The organism is Streptomyces paludis (assembly GCF_003344965.1).
In the GTDB taxonomy this organism is placed as follows: domain Bacteria; phylum Actinomycetota; class Actinomycetes; order Streptomycetales; family Streptomycetaceae; genus Streptomyces; species Streptomyces paludis.
This window is the reverse complement of the sequence record NZ_CP031194.1, coordinates 1,172,336-1,192,563: the sequence shown is the minus strand read 5'-3', so window position 1 is coordinate 1,192,563 and position 20,228 is coordinate 1,172,336. Positions and strand designations below refer to the sequence as shown.

Annotated in this window: 19 protein-coding genes; 11 read left to right on the top strand and 8 right to left on the bottom strand. The window is 70.0% G+C overall.

Annotated elements, in window-relative coordinates:
• Positions 1 to 20 precede the first annotated feature (20 nt).
• Positions 21 to 1,574, bottom strand: coding sequence for a S8 family peptidase (locus DVK44_RS05160; RefSeq protein WP_114658541.1), 1,554 nt, complete (start codon positions 1,572 to 1,574; stop codon positions 21 to 23).
• A 266-nt stretch (positions 1,575 to 1,840) separates the two neighbouring features.
• Here DVK44_RS05160 and DVK44_RS05155 point away from each other — a divergent pair, with 266 nt between their 5' ends.
• The 3 genes from DVK44_RS05155 (at position 1,841) to moaA (ending at position 5,021) form a co-directional block, all read left to right on the top strand.
• Positions 1,841 to 2,227: a DUF485 domain-containing protein gene (locus DVK44_RS05155; protein WP_228446996.1), complete on the top strand. Its 387-nt coding sequence runs from the start codon at positions 1,841 to 1,843 to the stop codon at positions 2,225 to 2,227.
• Complete coding sequence (locus DVK44_RS05150) at positions 2,224 to 3,897, top strand: solute symporter family protein (RefSeq protein WP_114658539.1); 1,674 nt, start codon at positions 2,224 to 2,226, stop codon at positions 3,895 to 3,897. Before DVK44_RS05155 ends, DVK44_RS05150 begins: the two co-directional genes overlap by 4 nt.
• A gap of 134 nt (positions 3,898 to 4,031) precedes the next feature.
• Positions 4,032 to 5,021, top strand: a complete 990-nt coding sequence (moaA, locus tag DVK44_RS05145) for a GTP 3',8-cyclase MoaA (RefSeq protein ID WP_114658538.1) — start codon at positions 4,032 to 4,034, stop codon at positions 5,019 to 5,021.
• Here the strand turns inward: moaA and DVK44_RS05140 are convergent.
• Positions 5,004 to 5,309 (bottom strand): hypothetical protein, encoded by a 306-nt coding sequence (locus tag DVK44_RS05140; protein ID WP_114658537.1) that lies wholly within the window; start codon positions 5,307 to 5,309, stop codon positions 5,004 to 5,006. The genes moaA and DVK44_RS05140 overlap by 18 nt on opposite strands.
• A 189-nt stretch (positions 5,310 to 5,498) precedes the next feature.
• Entirely contained in the window at positions 5,499 to 5,882 is a 384-nt protein-coding gene (locus DVK44_RS05135) for a DUF3099 domain-containing protein (RefSeq protein WP_114658536.1), read from the bottom strand.
• Positions 5,883 to 6,087: 205 nt separating this feature from the next.
• Here DVK44_RS05135 and DVK44_RS05130 point away from each other — a divergent pair, with 205 nt between their 5' ends.
• Positions 6,088 to 6,381 (top strand): GlsB/YeaQ/YmgE family stress response membrane protein, encoded by a 294-nt coding sequence (locus DVK44_RS05130; RefSeq protein ID WP_114658535.1) that lies wholly within the window; start codon positions 6,088 to 6,090, stop codon positions 6,379 to 6,381.
• A gap of 90 nt (positions 6,382 to 6,471) precedes the next feature.
• Here the strand turns inward: DVK44_RS05130 and tyrS are convergent, their stop codons facing one another.
• The 3 genes from tyrS to DVK44_RS05115 all read right to left on the bottom strand — a co-directional run bounded on the left by tyrS (position 6,472) and on the right by DVK44_RS05115 (position 10,801).
• Positions 6,472 to 7,740, bottom strand: coding sequence for a tyrosine--tRNA ligase (gene tyrS / locus DVK44_RS05125; protein WP_114658534.1), 1,269 nt, complete (start codon positions 7,738 to 7,740; stop codon positions 6,472 to 6,474).
• A 54-nt stretch (positions 7,741 to 7,794) separates the two neighbouring features.
• A complete protein-coding gene (locus tag DVK44_RS05120; protein WP_114658533.1) occupies positions 7,795 to 9,195 on the bottom strand; it encodes a metallopeptidase TldD-related protein in 1,401 nt (466 codons plus the stop codon).
• An 82-nt stretch (positions 9,196 to 9,277) separates the two neighbouring features.
• Positions 9,278 to 10,801 (bottom strand): TldD/PmbA family protein, encoded by a 1,524-nt coding sequence (locus DVK44_RS05115; protein ID WP_114658532.1) that lies wholly within the window; start codon positions 10,799 to 10,801, stop codon positions 9,278 to 9,280.
• Between the two features lie 310 nt (positions 10,802 to 11,111).
• On the opposite strand from DVK44_RS05115, the gene fabG reads away from it, so the two are divergent.
• Together fabG and fabI are read left to right on the top strand one after the other, a co-directional pair.
• Positions 11,112 to 11,831 (top strand): 3-oxoacyl-[acyl-carrier-protein] reductase, encoded by a 720-nt coding sequence (fabG, locus tag DVK44_RS05105; RefSeq protein WP_114658530.1) that lies wholly within the window; start codon positions 11,112 to 11,114, stop codon positions 11,829 to 11,831.
• A gap of 4 nt (positions 11,832 to 11,835) precedes the next feature.
• Entirely contained in the window at positions 11,836 to 12,606 is a 771-nt protein-coding gene (fabI, locus tag DVK44_RS05100; RefSeq protein WP_114658529.1) for an enoyl-ACP reductase FabI, read from the top strand.
• 76 nt (positions 12,607 to 12,682) lie between these two features.
• On the opposite strand, the gene DVK44_RS05095 is transcribed toward fabI, so the two are convergent.
• On the bottom strand, positions 12,683 to 13,357 hold the full coding sequence (locus tag DVK44_RS05095; RefSeq protein WP_114658528.1) for a FadR/GntR family transcriptional regulator: 675 nt from the start codon (positions 13,355 to 13,357) through the stop codon (positions 12,683 to 12,685).
• Between the two features lie 93 nt (positions 13,358 to 13,450).
• Here DVK44_RS05095 and DVK44_RS05090 point away from each other — a divergent pair, with 93 nt between their 5' ends.
• The 4 genes from DVK44_RS05090 to DVK44_RS05080 all read left to right on the top strand — a co-directional run bounded on the left by DVK44_RS05090 (position 13,451) and on the right by DVK44_RS05080 (position 15,909).
• Positions 13,451 to 14,791 carry a CynX/NimT family MFS transporter gene (locus tag DVK44_RS05090; protein WP_408055290.1) on the top strand — a complete coding sequence of 447 codons (1,341 nt, stop codon included), beginning with the start codon at positions 13,451 to 13,453 and terminating at the stop codon, positions 14,789 to 14,791.
• A gap of 4 nt (positions 14,792 to 14,795) precedes the next feature.
• Positions 14,796 to 14,912, top strand: coding sequence for an SGM_5486 family transporter-associated protein (locus DVK44_RS37565; RefSeq protein WP_267899034.1), 117 nt, complete (start codon positions 14,796 to 14,798; stop codon positions 14,910 to 14,912).
• Between the two features lie 209 nt (positions 14,913 to 15,121).
• Positions 15,122 to 15,331, top strand: a complete 210-nt coding sequence (locus tag DVK44_RS05085; RefSeq protein WP_114664912.1) for a hypothetical protein — start codon at positions 15,122 to 15,124, stop codon at positions 15,329 to 15,331.
• A 59-nt stretch (positions 15,332 to 15,390) separates the two neighbouring features.
• Positions 15,391 to 15,909 (top strand): SixA phosphatase family protein, encoded by a 519-nt coding sequence (locus DVK44_RS05080; protein ID WP_114658526.1) that lies wholly within the window; start codon positions 15,391 to 15,393, stop codon positions 15,907 to 15,909.
• 156 nt (positions 15,910 to 16,065) lie between these two features.
• Here the strand turns inward: DVK44_RS05080 and serB are convergent, their stop codons facing one another.
• Positions 16,066 to 17,295, bottom strand: coding sequence for a phosphoserine phosphatase SerB (gene serB, locus DVK44_RS05075; protein ID WP_114658525.1), 1,230 nt, complete (start codon positions 17,293 to 17,295; stop codon positions 16,066 to 16,068).
• A gap of 269 nt (positions 17,296 to 17,564) precedes the next feature.
• Between serB and DVK44_RS05070 the strand changes: the two genes are divergently transcribed.
• Complete coding sequence (locus tag DVK44_RS05070; RefSeq protein ID WP_114658524.1) at positions 17,565 to 20,174, top strand: ABC transporter ATP-binding protein/permease; 2,610 nt, start codon at positions 17,565 to 17,567, stop codon at positions 20,172 to 20,174.
• Positions 20,175 to 20,228 lie beyond the last annotated feature (54 nt).

Below are 20,228 nucleotides of genomic sequence, written 5' to 3'. Positions count from 1 at the left end.
ACGCCTTCGTTCGTCCGTCGCTACTTCACCGCGGCCAGGGCGTCGACAAGCCCCGCCCCGTAGAAGCTGTTGTAGTACTTGCTTCCGGTGCACTCGGCGTCGGCGACGCCGTCACCGTTGAGGTCGTACGTCTCGGGGCAGGCCACCTTCGTCGCCTGGACCTTGAGCAGCGCCTTGATGGCGGCGGCCGAGGCGTGCGGGTGCGTCGACTTCAGCAGCGCGGCCACGCCCGCGACATGCGGGGAGGCCATCGACGTACCGGCCATGTAGCCCCACCGGGCGCCCGGCAGCGGGCCGAGGATCAGACCGCTGGTCGCCGGGGGTTCCGGGGTCTGGTAGCGGGTGGCGTCGCCGCCCGGGGCCGTCAGGTCGATGACGCCGAGACCGTGGTTCGAGAACGAGGACTTCAGGCCCTTCGCACCGGTGGCCGAGACGGTGACGACACCCGGCAGCTCGGTCGGGATGTCGAAGCACTTCGACGTGTCGATGGTGCGGTCGACCGGGGTCGAGTCGTTCGGGCTGGAGGAGTCGTCGATCGTACGGGCGGCGAGGTCGTAGTTCTCGTTGCCCGCCGCGGCGATGTTGACCGTGCCCTTGCTCTCCGCGTACCGGGTGGCCCGGGTGAGGGCGTCGACCAGGGCCTTCTGATCGGGGTCGGTCACGCAGTTGAAGTACCACGGGTCGGTGTAATAGCTGTTGTTCGTCACGTCGATGCCGTGGTCGGCCGCCCAGACGAAGCTGCACACGACGGCCTCGGCGTAGAAGTAGCCGGCCGGGGTGGACGCCTTGATGCCCGCGACCTGGACGCCCGGCGCCACGCCGGTGACGCCGATGCCGTTCTTCGCCGCGGCTATCTCACCCGCGACATGGGTGCCGTGCGGGCTCTCCGCGGCGGTCGGCCGCCAGGCGCCGTCCGTCGTGTCGGGCTTGCCGCTGACGCAGTTGACCGAGGCCGCGCGGTTGAAGTTCGGCGCGAGGTCCGGGTGGGTGTCGTCGACACCCGTGTCGATGACACCGACGGTGACCTTCGAGCTGCCGAGCGTCTTCAGGTGCGCCTTGTCCGCCTTGATGGCGGGCAGGTCCCACTGGAGGGGCTCCAGCGGGTCCGGCTCGGCCGCCGCGGCGGAAGCGGAGGAAGACGCCTTCGCCGTCGCCGCCGTCACCGCCTCGACCTGCTCGGCCGTCAGCTCCACGGGCGCGCCGATGTCCGTCGTGGACTGCGAGGGGAGCGGTGCGGTGCGGGTGGCTCCGGCCGAGAAGACCCCGCCGGCCTTGCGCACGGTCTTCGCGAACTCGGGGTTCTGCGAGGTGGCGACGATGACACCTATCTTGTCGTAGGAGGTCACCACCGTGCCGCCGGCCCGGTCTATCGCCTTCTTGACCGATGTGGCCGTCAGGGCCCCGCCGTACGTGTTGACGACGTACGAGAGCTTCGGACCGTCCGTCACGACCGGCGTGGGTCCGCCCGTCTGAGCGGCCGAGGCCGTGCCCGGCAGGAAGCCGAGCGAGACCGTGAGCGCCAGACCTACGGGCAGCGCCAGTGCGCGCCGCCTTCTGGATCCCAGATGAGCCATGGGTTCTCCACATCATCCGTGAGTGCCGTCCCCGCGCGGGCTGCGCTGGACGGGTACATGACCAGTGAAGCTATCGCTGATCATCGGTGCTCTTCAATCGTTCCCGGCGTCAATTCCGGATTGATTCCGGAAGAAAAAGCCCTGGGGTGAACCGCTTCGCCGTGCCCTCCGTGCCGTTGTCAGGGGGACGAGCATCCGCCCACCCCCCTTGTGAGGTTCCCCGCGCCATGTCCCACTCCACCGCACCCGCGTCACGAGGAGATTCCGTGGCTTCCGACGTACCGCCGCCCGAGCCGCAGGCCGCCGAGCCCCCGGCACCCGAACCGCCCACGAGGGCCCAGCCCACGACGGCTCAGTTCGTCGCGGTGCAGGAGAGCGCGGAATTCGCCGAACTGCGGCGTACGTACCGCGCCTTCGCCTTCCCGCTGACCATCGCCTTCATCGCCTGGTACCTGCTGTACGTCCTGCTGTCCAACTACGCGGGCGGATTCATGGGCACCAAGCTCTTCGGCAACATCAATGTCGCCCTGGTGTTCGGTCTCGCGCAGTTCGCCACCACCTTCCTGATCGCCTGGATCTACGCGCGGCACGCGTCCCGCCGGCTCGACCCGGGCGCCGAAGCCATCAAGTCCCGTATGGAGGCGGACGCATGAGCCACTCGGTCGCACTCCTGAGCGGGCCTGTCGATGTGCCGCTCCAGCTCGTGCCCGTCCAGCTCGCCGCCACCGGCGACGCCAGCGAGCACCGGCCGCTGATCATCACGCTCTTCGGGCTCTTCGTGGTGGCCACCCTGATCATCACGGTCTGGGCCGGCCGGCAGACCAAGAACGCCTCCGACTTCTACGCGGGCGGCCGTCAGTTCACCGGCTTCCAGAACGGCCTCGCGGTCTCCGGCGACTACATGTCCGCCGCGTCGTTCCTCGGCATCGCCGGAGCCATCGCCCTCTTCGGCTACGACGGCTTCCTGTACTCGATCGGCTTCCTGGTCGCCTGGCTGGTGGCGCTGCTGCTGGTCGCGGAGCCGCTGCGCAACTCCGGCCGGTACACGATGGGCGACGTCCTCGCGTACCGCATGCGCCAGCGTCCGGTCCGTACCGCCGCCGGCACCTCCACCATCGTCGTGTCGATCTTCTATCTGCTGGCGCAGATGGCCGGCGCGGGCGTGCTGGTCTCGCTGCTGCTCGGCATCACCAGCGACGCGGGGAAGATCGTCATCGTCGCGCTGGTCGGGCTGCTCATGATCCTCTACGTCACGATCGGCGGGATGAAGGGCACCACCTGGGTCCAGATGGTCAAGGCCGTCCTGCTCATCGCGGGTACGTTGCTGATCACGTTCCTGATCCTGTGGAAGTTCCACTTCAACCTCTCCGACCTGCTCGGTACGGCCGCGAGCAACAGCGGCAAGGGCTCGGCCTTCCTGGAGCCGGGGCTGAAGTACGGAGCCACGGCGACCTCGAAGCTGGACTTCATCTCGCTCGGCATCGCGCTGGTGCTCGGTACGGCGGGACTGCCGCACATCCTGATCCGCTTCTACACCGTTCCGACCGCGCAGGCCGCCCGGAAGTCGGTCATCTGGGCGATCGGCATCATCGGCTCCTTCTACCTGATGACCATCGTGCTCGGCTTCGGCGCCGCGGCCCTGCTCAAGCCCGCCGACATCATCGCCTCCAACAAGTCCGGCAACACGGCGGCACCGCTGACCGCCTTGGAGATCGGCGGCGGCGCGGGGTCGACCGGGGGCGCGATCCTGCTCGCCGTGATCTCCGCGGTCGCCTTCGCCACCATCCTCGCCGTGGTCGCGGGCTTGACCCTGGCGTCCTCGTCGTCCTTCGCGCACGACATCTACGCAAACGTCATCCGTAAGGGTGAAGCCACCGAGAAGGAAGAGGTACGGGCGGCCCGCTGGGCGACCGTCGCCATCGGCGTCGTCTCCATCGCGCTCGGCGCCCTCGCCCGCGATCTGAACGTGGCCGGTCTGGTCGCGCTCGCCTTCGCCGTCGCGGCCTCCGCCAACCTGCCGACGATCCTGTACAGCCTGTTCTGGAAGAGATTCACCACCCAGGGCGCGCTGTGGTCGATCTACGGCGGGCTGACCTCCTCGGTGCTGCTGGTGCTCTTCTCGCCGGTCGTCTCGGGGAAGCCCACGTCGATGTTCCCGGACGTCGACTTCCACTTCTTCCCGCTGGAGAACCCCGGGCTGATCTCGATCCCGCTGGGCTTCCTGCTCGGCTGGCTGGGCACCGTCCTGTCGAAGGAGGAGCCGGACACGGGCAAGTACGCGGAGCTGGAGGTCAAATCCCTGACGGGCACGGGGGCGCACTGAGCCGGTCGTTCCCCACGCCCTCCGTGGCCGCGCCGCGTTCCCCGCGGCGCGGCCACGTCGGTGTCAGTGGTCTGACGTAGGCTCGAACGTGTTCGGTCAGTACGTTCGGATCACCACTCGGGAGGAGGCTCACCGTGCTTATCGACACCTTCGGCCGCGTCGCCACCGATCTCCGTGTCTCGCTCACGGACCGCTGCAATCTGCGGTGCACGTACTGCATGCCGGAGGAGGGCCTCCAGTGGCTCACCAAGTCCGACCTGCTGAGCGATGACGAGATCATCCGGCTGATCGACATCGCCGTCGGCCGCCTCGGGATCACCGAGGTCCGCTTCACCGGCGGTGAGCCGCTGCTCCGCCCCGGCCTCGTCGGGATCGTGGCGCGCTGCGCCGGGCTGGCGCCGCGCCCCGAGATATCCCTGACGACCAACGGCATCGGGCTCGGGCGTACGGCCGCCGCGCTGAAGGAGGCCGGGCTCGACCGGGTCAATGTCTCGCTGGACACCCTGCGCCCCGCCGCCTTCAAGACCCTCACCCGCCGCGACCGGCACGCGGACGTCCTCGCCGGACTGCGCGCCGCGCACGAGGCGGGACTGACCCCGGTCAAGATCAACGCCGTACTGATGCCGGGGCTCAACGAGGACGAGGCCCCCGACCTGCTGGCCTGGGCGCTGGAGCACGGCTACGAGCTGCGGTTCATCGAGCAGATGCCCCTCGACGCCCAGCACGGCTGGAAGCGCGCGGGCATGATCACGGCCGGTGACATCCTCGCCTCGCTGCGTACGCGCTTCACGCTCACCGACGAGGGCGCCGAGGAGCGGGGCTCCGCCCCGGCCGAGCGCTGGACGGTGGACGGCGGGCCGTACCGGGTCGGCGTCATCGGCTCCGTCACCCGCCCGTTCTGCGGAGCCTGCGACCGTACGCGGCTCACGGCCGACGGCCAGGTGCGCAACTGCCTCTTCGCCCAGGAGGAGACGGATCTGCGCGGCGCGCTGCGCTCCGGCGCGTCCGACGACGAGATAGCCGGCCTCTGGAAGACCGCGATGTGGGGAAAGAAGGCCGGATCGGGTCTGGACGACCCGGAGTTCCTCCAGCCGGACCGCCCCATGTCAGCCATCGGCGGCTGAGCCGGACACACCGCCCGCCGGGTCGCCGTCCGCCGCGGACCGCTCCCACGCGTCCAGCGTCACCACGTCCTTGAGGAAGCCGCGTACCCCGAGGAACGAGGAGAGATGCTCCCGGTGCTCCTCGCAGGCCAGCCATGTCTTGCGCCGCTCCGGCGTGTGCAGCTTGGGATTGTTCCAGGCCAGGACCCATACGGCGGCGACGCGGCACCCCTTGGCGGAGCAGACGGGGGCGGTGGCGGCGCCATCGGGGCCGCTCTGGGCGGGGCCGTCGAAGAGGGGGAAGTTCACCTCTCCACCCTACGGCCGAGAAAACGACGCCGACCGAAAAAAACGACGCCGGGCAGCCACGGGGGGAGCTGCCCGGCGTCGGTCTGTCGCTCCGACGGGGGATGCGGAGCGCCTGCAAAGTATGTCACGGACAGGGGGGTGTCGTGCACAAGAACTTCACGATTGATCTGAGGTTTTCTTGAGCTTGGTCTATCCCCGGCCGTTCTGGATATCGTCCCGGCCGCGCTCCCCGGCTCCGTCGCCGGTCGGCGCCGCGGCGGGCGCGACCTGCTCGGCGGGCGGCGCGATCATCGTACGCGGCTCGACGGTCACAAAGGTGGACGGGAGCGAAGTGACGTTCTCCCGGCCGCCGTTGGCGATCACCACCGCCACATAGGGCAGCAGCACACCCAGCGCCAGGGCCACGATCGCGATCGGCCGCTGGACGTTCCACAGCGCGGCGGTCGCGATCACCGCGACGGTCCGCAGCGACATGGAGATCACATAGCGGCGCTGCCGCCCGCGCACATCCTCGGCCAGTCCCCGGCGCGCTCCCGTGATCTGGAAGACCTCGGAGCCGCTCTTCTTCCGCATCCCGACCCACCACCCGATTCAGCTGTGCCGGCTCGCCCCGGACCGGGGCCCCACCACGGTACGCCGCGGCTCTCCCGGGAACGAGAGGGGGTCGCCCTCGCGCCCCCGCCGGTCCACCTCGTACGGCCCTGCCCGACATGCGCCGAATGGCCGACCGGCACAGACTGTCGGTCATGCGCATATCGCGCCGCGTGAGGAGGCGACCATGAGTTGGTTGTGGGTCATCGTCGTGGGGCTGGTGCTCGGTCTGATCGCCCGTGCGATCATCCCCGGCAAGCAGCAGATCCCGCTGTGGCTGACGGCTGTGTTCGGCATCCTGGGCAGCATTCTCGGCAATGCCGTCGCGGGATGGATAGGTGTCCGCCACACCAGTGGCATCGACTGGACCCGCCATGTGCTCCAGCTGATCGGGGCCATCGTCGTGGTCGCCCTGGGCGCGAAACTCTGGAGTGCGATCAGGGGCGGCAGGGGCACCGAGAACCATCGCGAGAGAATCTAGCCCCCGAAAACAGGACACACGGCTGCCGGGCTGTACGGGAAGGCTTCTTCCCGTACAGCCCGGCAGTTGTCCGTAGGTACGGTCGGGCGGTCAGCCCTGGGCGATCTCGATCGCGGCCAGGTTCTTCTTGCCGCGGCGCAGCACCAGCCAGCGGCCGTGCAGCAGCTCCGACCGGTCCGGGACCGCGTCCGCGTCGGCGACCTTCACGTTGTTCACGTACGCGCCGCCCTCCTTGACCGTACGGCGCGCGGCCGACTTGCTCGCCGCCAGACCCGTCTCGACCAGCAGGTCCACCACCGGCGCCGGAGCGGCGACCGTGGCGTGCGGCACCTCGGAGAGCGCGGCGCCGAGCGTCGCCTCGTCCAGCTCCGTCAGCTCGCCCTGGCCGAAGAGCGCCCGGGACGCGGCGACGACCGCCGCGCACTGGTCCGCGCCGTGCACGAGCGTCGTCAGCTCCTCGGCCAGCGCCCGCTGGGCCGCGCGGGCCTGCGGACGCTCCGCGGTGAGCGCCTCCAGCTCGGTCAGCTCGGCCCGCGACCTGAAGCTGAGGATGCGGCTGTAGGCGGAGATGTCGCGGTCGTCCACATTCAGCCAGAACTGGTAGAACGCGTACGGCGTGGTCATGGCCGGGTCGAGCCAGACCGCCCCGCCCTCCGTCTTGCCGAACTTCGTGCCGTCCGCCTTCACCATCAGCGGTGTCGCCAGCGCGTGCACCTCGGCGCCCGGCTCGACCCGGTGGATCAGATCGAGACCGGCGGTGAGATTGCCCCACTGGTCGCTGCCGCCCTGCTGGAGGACGCAGCCGTAGCGCCGGTACAGCTCCAGGAAGTCCATGCTCTGGAGGAGCTGGTAGCTGAACTCGGTGTAGCTGATGCCCTCGTCGGACTCCAGCCGGCGGGCGATCGAGTCCTTCGTGAGCATCTTGTTCACCCGGAAGTGCTTGCCGATGTCCCGCAGGAACTCGATCGCGGACAGGCCCGCGGTCCAGTCCAGGTTGTTGACCATCGTCGCCGCGTTCGGCCCGTCGAAGGCGAGGAACGGCTCGATCTGCGACCGCAGCCGGGCCACCCAGCCGGCCACCGTCTCCGGATCGTTCAGCGTCCGCTCGGCCGTCGGGCGCGGGTCACCGATCTGCCCCGTCGCCCCGCCGACCAGCGCCAGCGGCCGGTGTCCGGCCTGCTGGAGCCTGCGCACGGTCAGCACCTGCACCAGATGGCCCACGTGCAGGCTGGGCGCCGTCGGGTCGAAGCCGCAATAGAACGTGACAGGACCGTCCGCGAGCGCCTTGCGCAAAGCGTCCTCGTCAGTGGACTGGGCGAACAGCCCGCGCCACTTCAGCTCGTCGACGATGTCCGTCACGGTCGGGTCTCTCCTCGCACGTCAATGGATGTACCACCGGTCAGTCTATGGGGGTCATACGCCCCGGCTGACCGAACTCATATTGAAGTCGGGCACCCGCAGCGCGGGCATCGCGGCCCGGGTGAACCAGTCGCCCCACTCGCGCGGCAGCGTCTTCTCCGTACGCCCCGCCTCGGTGGCCCGGGACAGCAGATCGACCGGCGACTCGTTGAACCGGAAATTGTTCACCTCGCCGACGACCTCGCCGTTCTCCACCAGATACACCCCGTCCCGGGTCAGCCCGGTGAGCAGCAGCGTCGCCGGGTCGACCTCGCGGATGTACCAGAGGCAGGTCAGCAGCAGCCCGCGCGCGGTGCCCGCCACCATCTCCTCCAGCGACCGCTCACCGGCGCCGTCCAGGATCAGGTTCCCGATGCCCGGCGCGACCGGGAGGCCGGTCAGGGCGGCGCTGTGCCGGGTGGTGACCAGCCGGTCCAGCTTGCCGTCCCGTACCCAGTCCGTCGGGGACAGCGGCAGACCGTTGTCGAAGACGGACGCGTCGTCGCCGGACGCGTGCGCGATCACGAACGGCGCGGACTCCAGCCCCGGCTCGGCCGGGTCCGAGCGGAGCGTGAGCGGCAGCGGGGAGAGGGTCTCCCCGACACGGGTGCCGCCGCCGGGGCGGGAGAAGACCGTACGGCCCTCCACCGCGTCCCGGGCCGCCGAGGACCACAGCTGGTAGATCAGCAGATCGGCCACGGCGGTCGGCGGCAGCAGCGTCTCGTACCGCCCGGCGGGCAGCTCGATCCTCCGCTCGGCCCAGGCCAGCCGGCGGGCCAGCTCCGCGTCGAGCGCGCCGGGGTCGACGTCCTTGAAGTCGCGGGTGGCCCGGCCCGCCCACGCCGACCGCGTACGGTCCGGCGACTTGGCGTTCACCTCAAGGGTGCCGTTGGGCTGGTCGTGGCGCAGCCGCACCCCCGTCGACGTCCCCAGATACGTCGACGTCAGCTCGTGGTTCGCGAAGCCGTACAGCTCACGGCCGCCCGCCCGGGCCCGGGCGAACGCCTCGCCGAGCGCCGGCGCGAAGTCCGCGAAGACGGCGGAGGTCGTCTCCAGGGGCGCGTCCGTGAAGTCGCCCGACGCCTCTCCGGCCGCCACCAGCGGCCCCGCGTCCTCGGCCGGCCCGGCCCCGCGCGCGGCGGCCTCGGCGGCCCGGACCAGCGGCTCCAGCTCGTCGGCCGTCACCGCGGCCCGCGACACCACCCCTGACGCGGTGCCCCGCGCGCCGTCGACGGTCGCGACGACGGTGAGCGTACGGCCCCGGGTGACCCCGTTGGTGGTCAGCGCGTTGCCCGCCCAGCGGAGATTGGCCGACGACTGCTCGTCCGCGATGACCACACAGCCGTCGGCGGTGGACAGTTCGAGCGCGCGCTCGACTATCTCGTGCGGCCTGCTGCTCCTGATCGCGCCGCTCATCGTCCCGCCTCCTGAGTCGTATTAAGGCTGTGCTGTCCCGGGGGACGACCCCCGGACCCCCGGCCGGGGGAGGTGGTCGCCGTCATCGTCCGGCCTCCTGAGTCGTATTAAGGATGTTGACGCCGCGGAACAGTGCGGACGGGCAGCCGTGCGAGACCGCCGCGACCTGGCCCGGCTGGGCCTTGCCGCAGTTGAAGGCACCGCCCAGGACATACGTCTGCGGTCCGCCGACCGCCTCCATCGAGCCCCAGAAGTCCGTTGTCGTCGCCTGGTAGGCGACATCGCGCAACTGGCCCGCCAGCCGGCCGTTCTCGATCCGGAAGAAGCGCTGGCCCGTGAACTGGAAGTTGTACCGCTGCATGTCGATCGACCAGGACCGGTCGCCGACCACATAGATGCCGCGCTCCACCCCGCCGATCAGATCCTCCGTCGCGAGCCCGCCGGGATCCGGCTTCAGCGACACGTTCGCCATCCGCTGCACCGGCACATGCCCCGGCGAGTCCGCGAACGCGCAGCCGTTGGAGCGGCCGAGGCCCGTCAGCTTCGCGATCCTGCGGTCCAGCTGATACCCGACCAGGGTGCCGTCCTTCACCAGGTCCCACGACTGCGCCTCGACGCCCTCGTCGTCGTACCCGATGGTCGCGAGCCCGTGCTCGGCGGTGCGGTCGCCCGTCACATTCATCACAGAGGAGCCGTACGCCAGCTTGCCCAGCTGGTCGAAGGTCGCGAACGACGTGCCCGCGTACGCCGCCTCGTACCCCAGCGCCCGGTCCAGCTCCGTGGCGTGGCCGATCGACTCGTGGATCGTCAGCCAGAGGTTGGACGGGTCGACCACCAGGTCGTACGTCCCCGCCTCGACGCTCGGCGCGCGCATCTTCTCCGCGAGCAGCTCCGGTATCCGCTCCAGCTCCGCGTCCCAGTCCCAGCCGGTGCCCGTCAGATACTCCCAGCCGCGGCCGGCCGGCGGCGCGATCGTCCGCATCGAGTCGAACCCGCCGCTGTCGCCGTCCACCGCGACCGCCGTCAGCTGCGGATGCAGCCGGACCCGCTGCTGGGTGGTGACCGTACCCGCCGTGTCCGCGTAGAACTTGTTCTCATGGACGGTCACCAGCGACGCGTCCACATGCGCCACACCCTCGGCCCGCAGCAGCCGCCCGCTCCACTCGGCCAGCAGCGCGGCCTTCTCCTCGTCGGGCACCTCGAACGGGTCGATGCCGTACGCCGACACCCAGGTCTTCTCGGCGTGCACCGGCTCCGCGGCCAGCTCGACCCGCTCGTCCGAACCGGCGGCGGCGATCACCTTCGCGGACAGCCGCGCCATCGCCACGGCCTGCCCGGCCACCCGCGCCGCCGCGTCCATCGACAGATCCACCCCGGAGGCGAAACCCCAGGAGCCGCTGTGCACCACCCGGACCGCGTACCCCACATCCGTGGTGTCCGAAGAACCGGCCGGCTTCGCGTCACGCAGCCGCCAGGACGCGCTGCGCACCCGCTCGAACCGGAAATCGGCATGCTCGGCACCGAGCGCCCGCGCCCGGGCCAGCGCGGCGTCGGCGAGCGCCCGTAGCGGCAGCGCCAGGAACGACTGATCCACCTCGTGGGGCACGGATGCCTCCCCTTCTCTCACTCTCGGGCTCTCGGGACGTGACAGCTCCTCGCAGTGAATCACGCGGCACCGACAACGCGGGCGGCGAAGATCTGTCTCGGCCGACTCCGACCGCCCCACATGTCTTTGTGCCCACTTCTCACTCCTGTCCGACGGCGAAGGCGCGCCGCGGACGCCTTGGAGGGGACGCCGGTTCTGTAGGGATCCAACAGGGTCCGTCGTCGGGCGCTGTCAGGGGGCGATCGCTCATGGCCGGATCGGGGCCGATAGGTTTCTAGCGATACAAGACCGCTAGGGAAAGGCTGATCCGTTGAGCCGCTCGGTTCTCGTAACCGGAGGAAACCGGGGCATCGGCCTCGCCATCGCCCGCGCCTTCGCCGACAACGGCGACAAGGTCGCCATCACCTACCGTTCCGGTGAGCCGCCCGAGGCTCTGGTGGAGCTGGGGTGCCTGGCGGTCCGCTGCGACATCACCGATGCCGAGCAGGTGGAGCAGGCATACAAGGAGATCGAGGAGAAGCACGGTCCCGTGGAGGTGCTGGTGGCCAACGCCGGTGTCACCAAGGACCAGTTGCTGATGCGGATGTCCGAGGACGACTTCACCTCCGTACTCGACACCAACCTCACCGGCACCTTCCGTGTCGTCAAGCGCGCCAACCGTGCCATGCTGCGGGCCAAGAAGGGCCGGGTCGTACTCATCTCCTCGGTCGTCGGGCTGCTCGGCTCGGCGGGGCAGGCGAACTACGCCGCCTCCAAGGCGGGGCTGGTCGGTTTCGCCCGCTCGCTGGCGCGTGAGCTGGGCTCGCGCAACATCACCTTCAATGTCGTCGCGCCCGGCTTCGTGGACACCGACATGACGAAGGTCCTCACCGACGAGCAGCGCGCGGGCATCGTCTCGCAGGTGCCGCTCGGCCGTTACGCGCAGCCGGAGGAGATCGCCGCGACGGTGCGGTTCCTCGCCTCCGACGACGCCTCGTACATCACTGGAGCCGTCATTCCCGTTGACGGCGGATTGGGCATGGGTCACTGATCACATGAGTGGAATCCTCGCCGGCAAGCGCATTCTCGTGACGGGCGTCCTCACGGAGTCCTCCATCGCCTTCCAGGCCGCCAAGGTGGCCCAGGAGGAGGGCGCCGAGGTCATCCTGACCGGCTTCGGCCGGCTCACGCTTGTCGAGCGCATCGCCAAGCGGCTGCCCAAGACCGCCCCGGTCATCGAGCTGGACGTCACCAACCAGGAGCACCTGGACGGCCTGGCCGACAAGGTGCGCGAGATCCAGGGCGAGGGCGCCGGGCTCGACGGTGTCGTGCACTCGATCGCCTTCGGCCCGCAGGGCGCCTTCAACTTCCTCGAAGGCAGCTGGGAGGACGTCTCGACGGCGGTGCACGTCTCCGCGTACTCCCTCAAGTCGCTGACGACGGCCTGCCTGCCGCTGATGGAGCGCGGCGGCTCGGTCGTCGGCCTCACCTTCGACGCGCAGTTCGCCTGGCCGAAGTACGACTGGATGGGTGTCGCCAAGGCGGCCCTGGAGTCCACGAACCGCTACCTCGCCCGCGATCTGGGCCGGCGGAACATCCGCTGCAACCTGATCTCGGCCGGACCGCTCAAGTCGATGGCCGCCAAGTCCATCCCGGGCTTCGAGTCGCTCGCGGACGTCTGGAACCACCGCGCCCCGATGGAGTGGGACATGTCCGACGCGGAGCCGGCCGGACGCGGTGTCGTCGGTCTGCTGTCGGACTTCTTCCCGAAGACCACCGGCGAGATCGTGCACGTCGACGCCGGCGTGCACATCATGGGCGCCTGACCGGCCAGCACTCACCACGCGAAGGCCGTGTGACCGTCCTCGGACGGGCACACGGCCTTTTTGCGTGCACCCAGGTTCAGGTCCGGTCGGCCAGGCAGGCCGGCGCGTAGCTCTCCGCCTCCCGCGCCGCCGCCTCCGCGTCACCCGCCCGGATCGCCGCGACCAGCCGCGCGTGGTCCACGTGGTTCTCCGGGCGCAGCTCCGGGCCCACATCGTCGCGGAGCCAGTCGCGCATCACATGGCCGAGGTCCGCGTAGACGGCGGTCAGCACCTCGTTGTGCGAGGCCGCGACGACCGCCATGTGCAGCGCGCCGTCGGCCGCGACGAACGGCTCCGCCTCGCCCGCCGCCCACGCCGCCTCACGCCGGGCGAGCAGGCTCTCCAGCTGCCGCAGATCCCGGTCCGTACGCCGCTGTGCGGCCAGCCGCGCCGCCGAGGACTCCAGCGTCGAACGCAGTTCGGCGATGTGCCGGGGATCGGCGTCGGCGAACCGCCGGTGCATCACCCCGGCCAGCTCGCTGGTCGCGACGACATAGGTTCCCGAGCCCTGCCGGATGTCCAGCAGCCCGTTGTGCGCCAGCGCGCGCACCGCCTCGCGGACGGTGTTACGGGCCACCCCCAGCTGCTCGACCAGCTCGGGTTCGGTCGGGATACGGGAGCCCACCGGCCATACGCCCGAGGTGATCTGGCTCCGCAGCTCGGTGATCACCTGGTCGGAGAGTGCGGTACGCCGGGGTGAGGTCAACGCCATGATGCTCCCAAACGGTCGGGTGGAGTCGGTGGAGTCGGTGGAGAGGAGGAGGGCCGGGTCCCGCTAATCATCCCATGATTCTATGATGGGCTCATGATTGACGAGCCGCAGCGTCCGACACAGCCCCGGACACTCTCCCCGACCCCGATGCCGACCGCGATGCCGACACCGATACCGGCCTCGCCCTCCTCCGCCTCGAGCGGAACGGCTGTCTGGCGCACCCGGCTCCTGGTCGCCGGGCTCGTCCTCGCCGCGCTCAACCTCCGCCCCGCCATCACCAGCCTCGGCGCGCTGCTCGAAGAGGTGCGGACCGGACTGCACATGAGCGGTACCGCCGCCGGCGTCCTCACCTCCGTACCGCCCCTGTGCTTCGCGGTCTTCGGCTTCGCCGCGCCCCGGCTGGCCCGGCGCTTCGGGCCCGGTGCCGTCGTCCTCGCGGGCATGGTCGCGATCACGGCGGGCGTGGCACTGCGCTCCTTCGCCGGCGGCGCGCCGCTCTTCCTCGCCGCCAGCGCGTGCGCGCTCATGGGCATCGCCGTCAGCAACGTACTGATGCCGGTGATCGTCAAGCGGTACTTCCCCGACCGGGTCGGCACCATGACCGGGCTGTACTCCATGTCCCTCGCCCTCGGTACCGCCGGCGCCGCCGCCGTGACCGTCCCGATGACCGGCGCGATGGGCGGCGACTGGCGCCTGGGGCTCGGCGTGTGGGCGGTGCTCGCCGCTGTGGCCGTACTGCCCTGGCTGGGGCTCGTCCTCGTACGCGACCGGTCGGCGGAGCGGTCCGCCGCCCCGGCCGTCGCCGCCGGAGCGGACACCGCGGCCGCGGAGCCCGGTGCCGGGCTGCGGCTCGGGCGCAGCCGTACCGCCTGGAGCCTGGCCTGCTTCTTCGGCCTCCAGGCCACCGGCGCGTACATCACCATGGGCTGGATGCCGCAGATCTTCCGCGACGCCGGGGTCTCCGCCGGTACGGCGGGGCTGCTGCTCGCGCTGATCATGGCCATGGGGGTGCCGCTGGCCTTCGTGATCCCGCGCATGGCCGCCCGGATGCGGCACCAGGGGCCGATCGTCGTCGCCCTCGGGCTCTGCGGACTGACCGCCTACGCGGGCCTGTACTTCGCCCCGGCCGCCGGCGCCTGGCTCTGGGCGGTGCTCCTCGGGATCTCGAACTGCTCGTTCCCGCTGGCCCTCACCATGATCGGGATGCGGTCGCGGTCCGGCGCGGGTGTCGTCCGGCTCTCCGCGTTCACCCAGAGCTTCGGCTATCTGCTCTCCATCCCCGGACCGCTGCTGGTCGGCGTCCTCTACCAGCACACCGGCGGCTGGGGGCTGCCGATCGCGCTGATGGCCGCGTTCCTCGTACCGCAGATGCTGGCCGGTACGTTCGCGGGACGGGACCGGACGATCGAGGACGAGGCCCTGATGCGAGACTGACGTCATGCCTGTCCTTGACCCGAACCCCCAGAACGGGCAGCGGAAGCTGCTCCTCGTCTTCGGCACGATCATCGGCATCATGGTGATCATCAGCATTGTGGCCACGATCGCCAGCCCATAGACGACCTCGCTAGACCAACAACGCCCCGGGCGCAAGAGGGCCGGCACCCGGACCCCTAGGGGGCAGGGGTCAGGGTGAAGTGGGTGGGTTGCCGGATGGGAACCGGAGCCGGTGATCCGTAGGTTGTGAGTACGTCGACACCACGCGACGGACGCACCGACCCACGGGATCCGGCGACCCACGGATCCACCGACCTCACGGAGGCGGCCATGGCGGCCCACCCGCACTCCCGCACGCACGCCCAGGCATCACGCTCCGGCGGCGCGATACGGCTGCCGTGGTGGTCCCTGGCGCTCCCGGCGCTCGCCTTCGGTGTGCTGTTCCTGCTGGTGGCCGAGCCCGGCCCGGCGCACGCGGCGACGGGCGACCCGGCGGTCGTGCGGATCCTGGAGCGCCTTCAGGTCACGCTCGCCCGGTAGCGGGTGGTACGTGTCAACACCCTGCGCCGCGTGGCGTGGTTCGTGCGAAGCTGGATCGTATGAGCGTCGATACACCCCGAAGGATCGTCCTACTCCGGCACGCGAAGGCCGACTGGCCCGAGGTGTCCGACCACGAGCGTCCGCTCGCCGACAGAGGCCGCGCGGACGCGCCCGGCGCGGGCCGCAGTCTCGCCGCGACCGGCATCGTCTTCGATCTGGCTCTCTGCTCGACCTCGGCCAGAACGCGGGAGACCTGGAAGCTCGTCGTGCCGGAGCTGTCCCAGCGCCCCCGGACCGTCTACGAGGAGCGGCTCTACGACGCGTCGCTCGGCGAGCTGATCGCCGTGATCAACGAGACGCCCGACACGGTGAACGACCTGATTCTGATCGGCCACAACCCCGGTATGCACGCGCTCGCCGACGCCCTCGCGGGCCAGACCTCCGGCGATCTTCTGCCGCGGATGAACCGCAGCGGCTTCCCCACCTCCGCGTACGCCGTGATCGGCTTCACCGGCGGCTGGAAGTCGGTCGAGCACGGCGTCGGCAGGCTCGACGCGTTCTGGACCCCGCGCGACTGACGGTACGGGTACGCGTACCCGTACGGGTACGGGTACGGCAGGGACGGTACGGAGAGACAGCGGGACCGCACGGGGACGGCCCCGGCACCGTGGGCGCGATGCGCCGGTGCCGGGGCCGTCCCGTCGTACTTCTCCCCCTACGGGAGAGCCGCGAGGTCAGTCGAGCGTCCCGTCCTCCCAGTCCGCCGCCTCGACCTCTTCCCGTGTGATGCCCAGCAGATACAGCACGGTGTCGAGGAACGGCACGTTCACCGCCGTGTGCACGGCCTCGCGGACCACGGGCTTGGCGTTAAAGGCCACCCCCAGCCCCGCCGCGTTCAGCATGTCCAGGTCATTGGCGCCGTCACCGATCGCGACGGTCTGCGCCAGCGGCACCCCCGCCTCGGCGGCGAACCGGCGCAGCAGCCGCGCCTTGCCGGCCCGGTCCACGATCTCGCCCACCACGCGTCCGGTGAACTTCCCGTCCACGATCTCCAGCGTGTTGGCAGCGGCGAAATCAAGCCCCAGCTGAACCTGGAGAGCGTCTGTGACCTGGGTGAATCCACCCGATACGACCCCCACCTGGTAGCCCAGCCGCTTGAGGGTACGGACCAGGGTGCGGGCGCCGGGTGTCAGCCGTACCTCGGACCGCACCTTGTCCACGACCGACGCGTCGAGCCCGGCCAGCAGCTCCACCCGGGCGTGCAGGGACTGCTCGAAGTCCAGCTCACCGCGCATGGCCCGGGCGGTCACCTCGGCCACCTCGGCCTCGCAGCCGGCGTGCGCCGCGAACAGCTCGATGACCTCGTCCTGGATGAGGGTCGAGTCCACATCCATGATCACCAGCCGCTGGGCCCGCCGGTGCAGCCCGGCCGAGACCACCGCGACATCGATCCCGATCTGGGCGCCCGCGGTGGCCAGCGCGGTGCGCAGCGGTTCGGTCTCCACACCGGAGACCGCGAACTCCACGGCGGTGACCGGGTACTTCGCGAGCCGGAAGATCCGGTCGATATTGCCGCCCGTGGCGGTGATGCTGGCGGCTATGGCGGCGGTCGACTCCGAGGTCAGCGGATTGCCGAGGACGGTGACATGGGAACGGCCACTGCCACGTGGCCGGTTGTCGCCGGTGCCGGAGATGATTTCGGTCTGGAGGTTGAGCGATTCGGTCCAGCTGTGCACGGTCGCCCGCAGTGCGCCCTCGCTCGTGCCCTCCGCGGTCGGCGAGGTGATCAGCGCGCACAGGACGATACGGCCGCGGGTGACGACCTGCTCGATGTCGATCACATCGACGGAGTAGGCGGCGAGGGTGTCGAAGAGGCCGGCGGTGATTCCGGGGCGGTCCTTCCCGAAGATCTTGACCAGAAGAGTGGGGACGTCGGCGGTCCGGGGTGGCTGAGATGCGCTCATGGTGGTTCCCACCGTAGTCGGGCGGGGCTCGGATATCCCCCGAGGGTCCCGCGTATCCGGACATCACGAGCGGCGGTACGGCCGGGATCGTCCGTTACGCCCCCGGCGCCGGGGCCCGCACCAGGGGCCCCTCCGCGCGCGCTGTTACACGCTTGTGCCCCTACTGCACCAGGCCCGGGTTTCAAAGAGGTGAGCGAGCCTGAAATAGTTCCCCCCGATGTTCGCCATCCCTAGACTCCCTGCGATGGGGAAAACTCGGGGGAAAACCAGTGGGGCGTGGAGTGCCGGAACTCGTACTTGAATTGAACGGAAGGACCTGGACACTCGATCCGTCCAGGTCGTACACCCTGGGGAGGGATCCGCAGGGTGATCTGGTGATCGATGACGCCAGAGTGTCCTGGCGGCACGCCACCATCAGCTGGGGCGGCCGCGGTTGGGTCATCGAAGACCACGGTTCCACCAACGGCACCTATGCGCAGGGCCGGCGGATCCAGCAGCTGGAGATCGGCGCCGGCTCGGCCGTGCATCTCGGGAACGCCACCGACGGCCCCCGGGTGAGTCTCACCGGGGGAGGAGCCGGGGGCGCCGCCGCGCCCCAGCAGGCGCAGCAGGCCCACCAGGCGCCGGCGCCTCAGCAGCAGAGCGCTCCCGGCTGGGCGTCGCAGCAGGCCCCCGTCCAGCAGCAGGGCTACCCGCAGCAGTCACAGCAGCAGTCGCAGCAACAACAGCAGCACCAGCAGCAGCCGGGACAACAGCCGGGTCAGCAGGCGGGCCAGCAGATATCCGCCCCGCAGCACCAGGCGCACATCCCGCACCAGCAGGCGGCCCCGGGCGCGGACGGTGGCGCGGGGGCCCCGCAGGTGTACGGCGACCGCAGCCCCACCACGTTCCACCACTTCTCGCTGGGCCGGGTCATGCGCATCGGCCGTGCGCTGGAGAACGAGCTGGTTGTCTCCGACCTCCAGGTCTCCCGCCACCACGCCGAGTTCACCGCCACCCCCGACGGCCGCTTCGAGATCCGCGACCTCGGCTCCCACAACGGCACGTACGTCAACGGCCAGCCGATCGCCAAGTCCGCGACGGTCCTGCTCGGCCCGAGCGACATCGTCGGCGTCGGCCACTCAACGTTCCGGCTCGTCGGCGACCGTCTCGAAGAGTTCGTCGACACCGGTGAGGTCTCCTTCTCCGCCCGCCATCTCACGGTGACGGTCGACGGCGGCAAGCAGATCCTCAAGGACGTCTCCTTCGGTGTCCCCGAGAAGTCGCTGATCGCCGTCATCGGCCCGTCCGGCTCCGGCAAGTCCACCCTGCTCAAGGCGCTCACCGGCTACCGCCCCGCCGACCAGGGCGATGTCCTCTACGACAACCGGAACCTCTACAAGCAGTTCGCCGAGCTGCGCCAGCGCATCGGTCTGGTCCCGCAGGACGACATCCTGCACAAGGAGCTGACCGTCAAGAAGGCCCTCAAGTACGCGGCCAAGCTCCGCTTCCCCGGTGACACCGCCGTGGCCGAGCGCGAGGCCCGGATCGGTGAGGTGCTGGGCGAGCTGAAGCTCGACGTCCACAAGGACAAGAAGATCACCGCGCTCTCCGGCGGCCAGCGCAAGCGCGTGTCCGTCGCCCTGGAGCTGCTCACCAAGCCGTCGCTGATCTTCCTGGACGAGCCGACCTCCGGCCTCGACCCGGGCATGGACCGCGATGTGATGCAGCTGCTGCGCGCCCTCGCCGACGACGGCCGTACGGTCCTGGTCGTCACCCACTCCGTGGCCGAGCTGGCGATCTGCGACAAGCTCCTCGTGCTGGCCCCCGGCGGCTCCGTCGCGTACTTCGGTCCGCCCGAGGAGGCGCTCAACTTCTTCGGCTACACCAGCTGGGCCGATGTCTTCTCGGCCTTCGAGAACTACCGCGACTACGACTGGGCGGGCCGCTGGCGCGGCTCGCAGCACTACCAGATGTACGCGGCCGACATCGACGCCGTCGCCGCACAGTCCGTCCACATGCCGCCGGCGCAGCAGATGCGCGCGCCGAAGGCGCAGAGCTGGGGATCGCAGCTCTGGACGCTGATCCGCCGCTATGTCTCCGTGATCGCCTCCGACAAGGGCTTCATGGCGCTGCTGGTGGCGCTGCCCGCCGTACTCGGAGTGGTCAGCACCGTCATCCCGGCGAAGTTCGGACTCGGCGTTCCCGAGGCACCGTCCCGGTTCAACACCGCCTCGGGCACGATCATGCTCGTCCTGATCGTCGGTATGTGCTTCACCGGCGCGGCCAACTCCGTACGTGAACTGATCAAGGAACGGGTCATCTACGAACGGGAACGGGCCACCGGTCTGTCCCGCTCCGCCTATCTGATGTCCAAGGTGGTCACCCTCGGTCTGATCACCGCGCTCCAGGGCGTCATCATCTGCGCCATCGGGTTCGCACCGCGCAAGATGCCCGCCGAGGGCCTGATCATGCCGCCGGCGGTCGAGCTGTGTGTGGTCGTGATCGCGCTGGGCCTGACCTCGATGATGTTCGGCCTGGTCATCTCCTCGCTGGTGAAGACCTCCGAGAAGACCATGCCGCTGCTGGTCATGTTCGCGATCGTCCAGGTCGTCTTCACCGGCGTCCTCTTCCAGCTCTACGACTCGCCGGGCCTGGAGCAGTTCGCCTGGCTGATGCCGGCCCGCTGGGCCATCGCGGGCGCGGGCACGACGCTCGACCTCGGACGTCTGATGGCGCCGTTCGACCTGAACAACCCGAACAACCTGGACCCGCTGTGGAAGCACTCGGCGGGCCAGTGGATCATGGATGTCTCGGTGCTGGTCGTCATGGCCGTCGCGCTCGGCTTCGTGGTGGCGCGGCTGCTGCGCCGGCACGAGCCGGAGGTCATGCGCAAGTGAGACCGGGCGGCCCGGAGACCTGAGAAAAGCACGGGCGCCGGACCGCCTGAACCG

Coding starts and splice junctions, on each gene's coding strand:
- DVK44_RS05160 (WP_114658541.1), bottom strand. CDS start 1,574: ATGGCTCATCTGGGATCCAGAAGGCGGCGCGCACTGGCGCTGCCCGTA.
- DVK44_RS05150 (WP_114658539.1), top strand. CDS start 2,224: ATGAGCCACTCGGTCGCACTCCTGAGCGGGCCTGTCGATGTGCCGCTC.
- DVK44_RS05135 (WP_114658536.1), bottom strand. CDS start 5,882: ATGCGGAAGAAGAGCGGCTCCGAGGTCTTCCAGATCACGGGAGCGCGC.
- DVK44_RS05130 (WP_114658535.1), top strand. CDS start 6,088: ATGAGTTGGTTGTGGGTCATCGTCGTGGGGCTGGTGCTCGGTCTGATC.
- DVK44_RS05120 (WP_114658533.1), bottom strand. CDS start 9,195: ATGAGCGGCGCGATCAGGAGCAGCAGGCCGCACGAGATAGTCGAGCGC.
- fabI (WP_114658529.1), top strand. CDS start 11,836: ATGAGTGGAATCCTCGCCGGCAAGCGCATTCTCGTGACGGGCGTCCTC.
- DVK44_RS05095 (WP_114658528.1), bottom strand. CDS start 13,357: ATGGCGTTGACCTCACCCCGGCGTACCGCACTCTCCGACCAGGTGATC.
- DVK44_RS05090 (WP_408055290.1), top strand. CDS start 13,451: ATGATTGACGAGCCGCAGCGTCCGACACAGCCCCGGACACTCTCCCCG.
- DVK44_RS37565 (WP_267899034.1), top strand. CDS start 14,796: ATGCCTGTCCTTGACCCGAACCCCCAGAACGGGCAGCGGAAGCTGCTC.
- DVK44_RS05085 (WP_114664912.1), top strand. CDS start 15,122: ATGGCGGCCCACCCGCACTCCCGCACGCACGCCCAGGCATCACGCTCC.
- DVK44_RS05080 (WP_114658526.1), top strand. CDS start 15,391: ATGAGCGTCGATACACCCCGAAGGATCGTCCTACTCCGGCACGCGAAG.
- serB (WP_114658525.1), bottom strand. CDS start 17,295: ATGAGCGCATCTCAGCCACCCCGGACCGCCGACGTCCCCACTCTTCTG.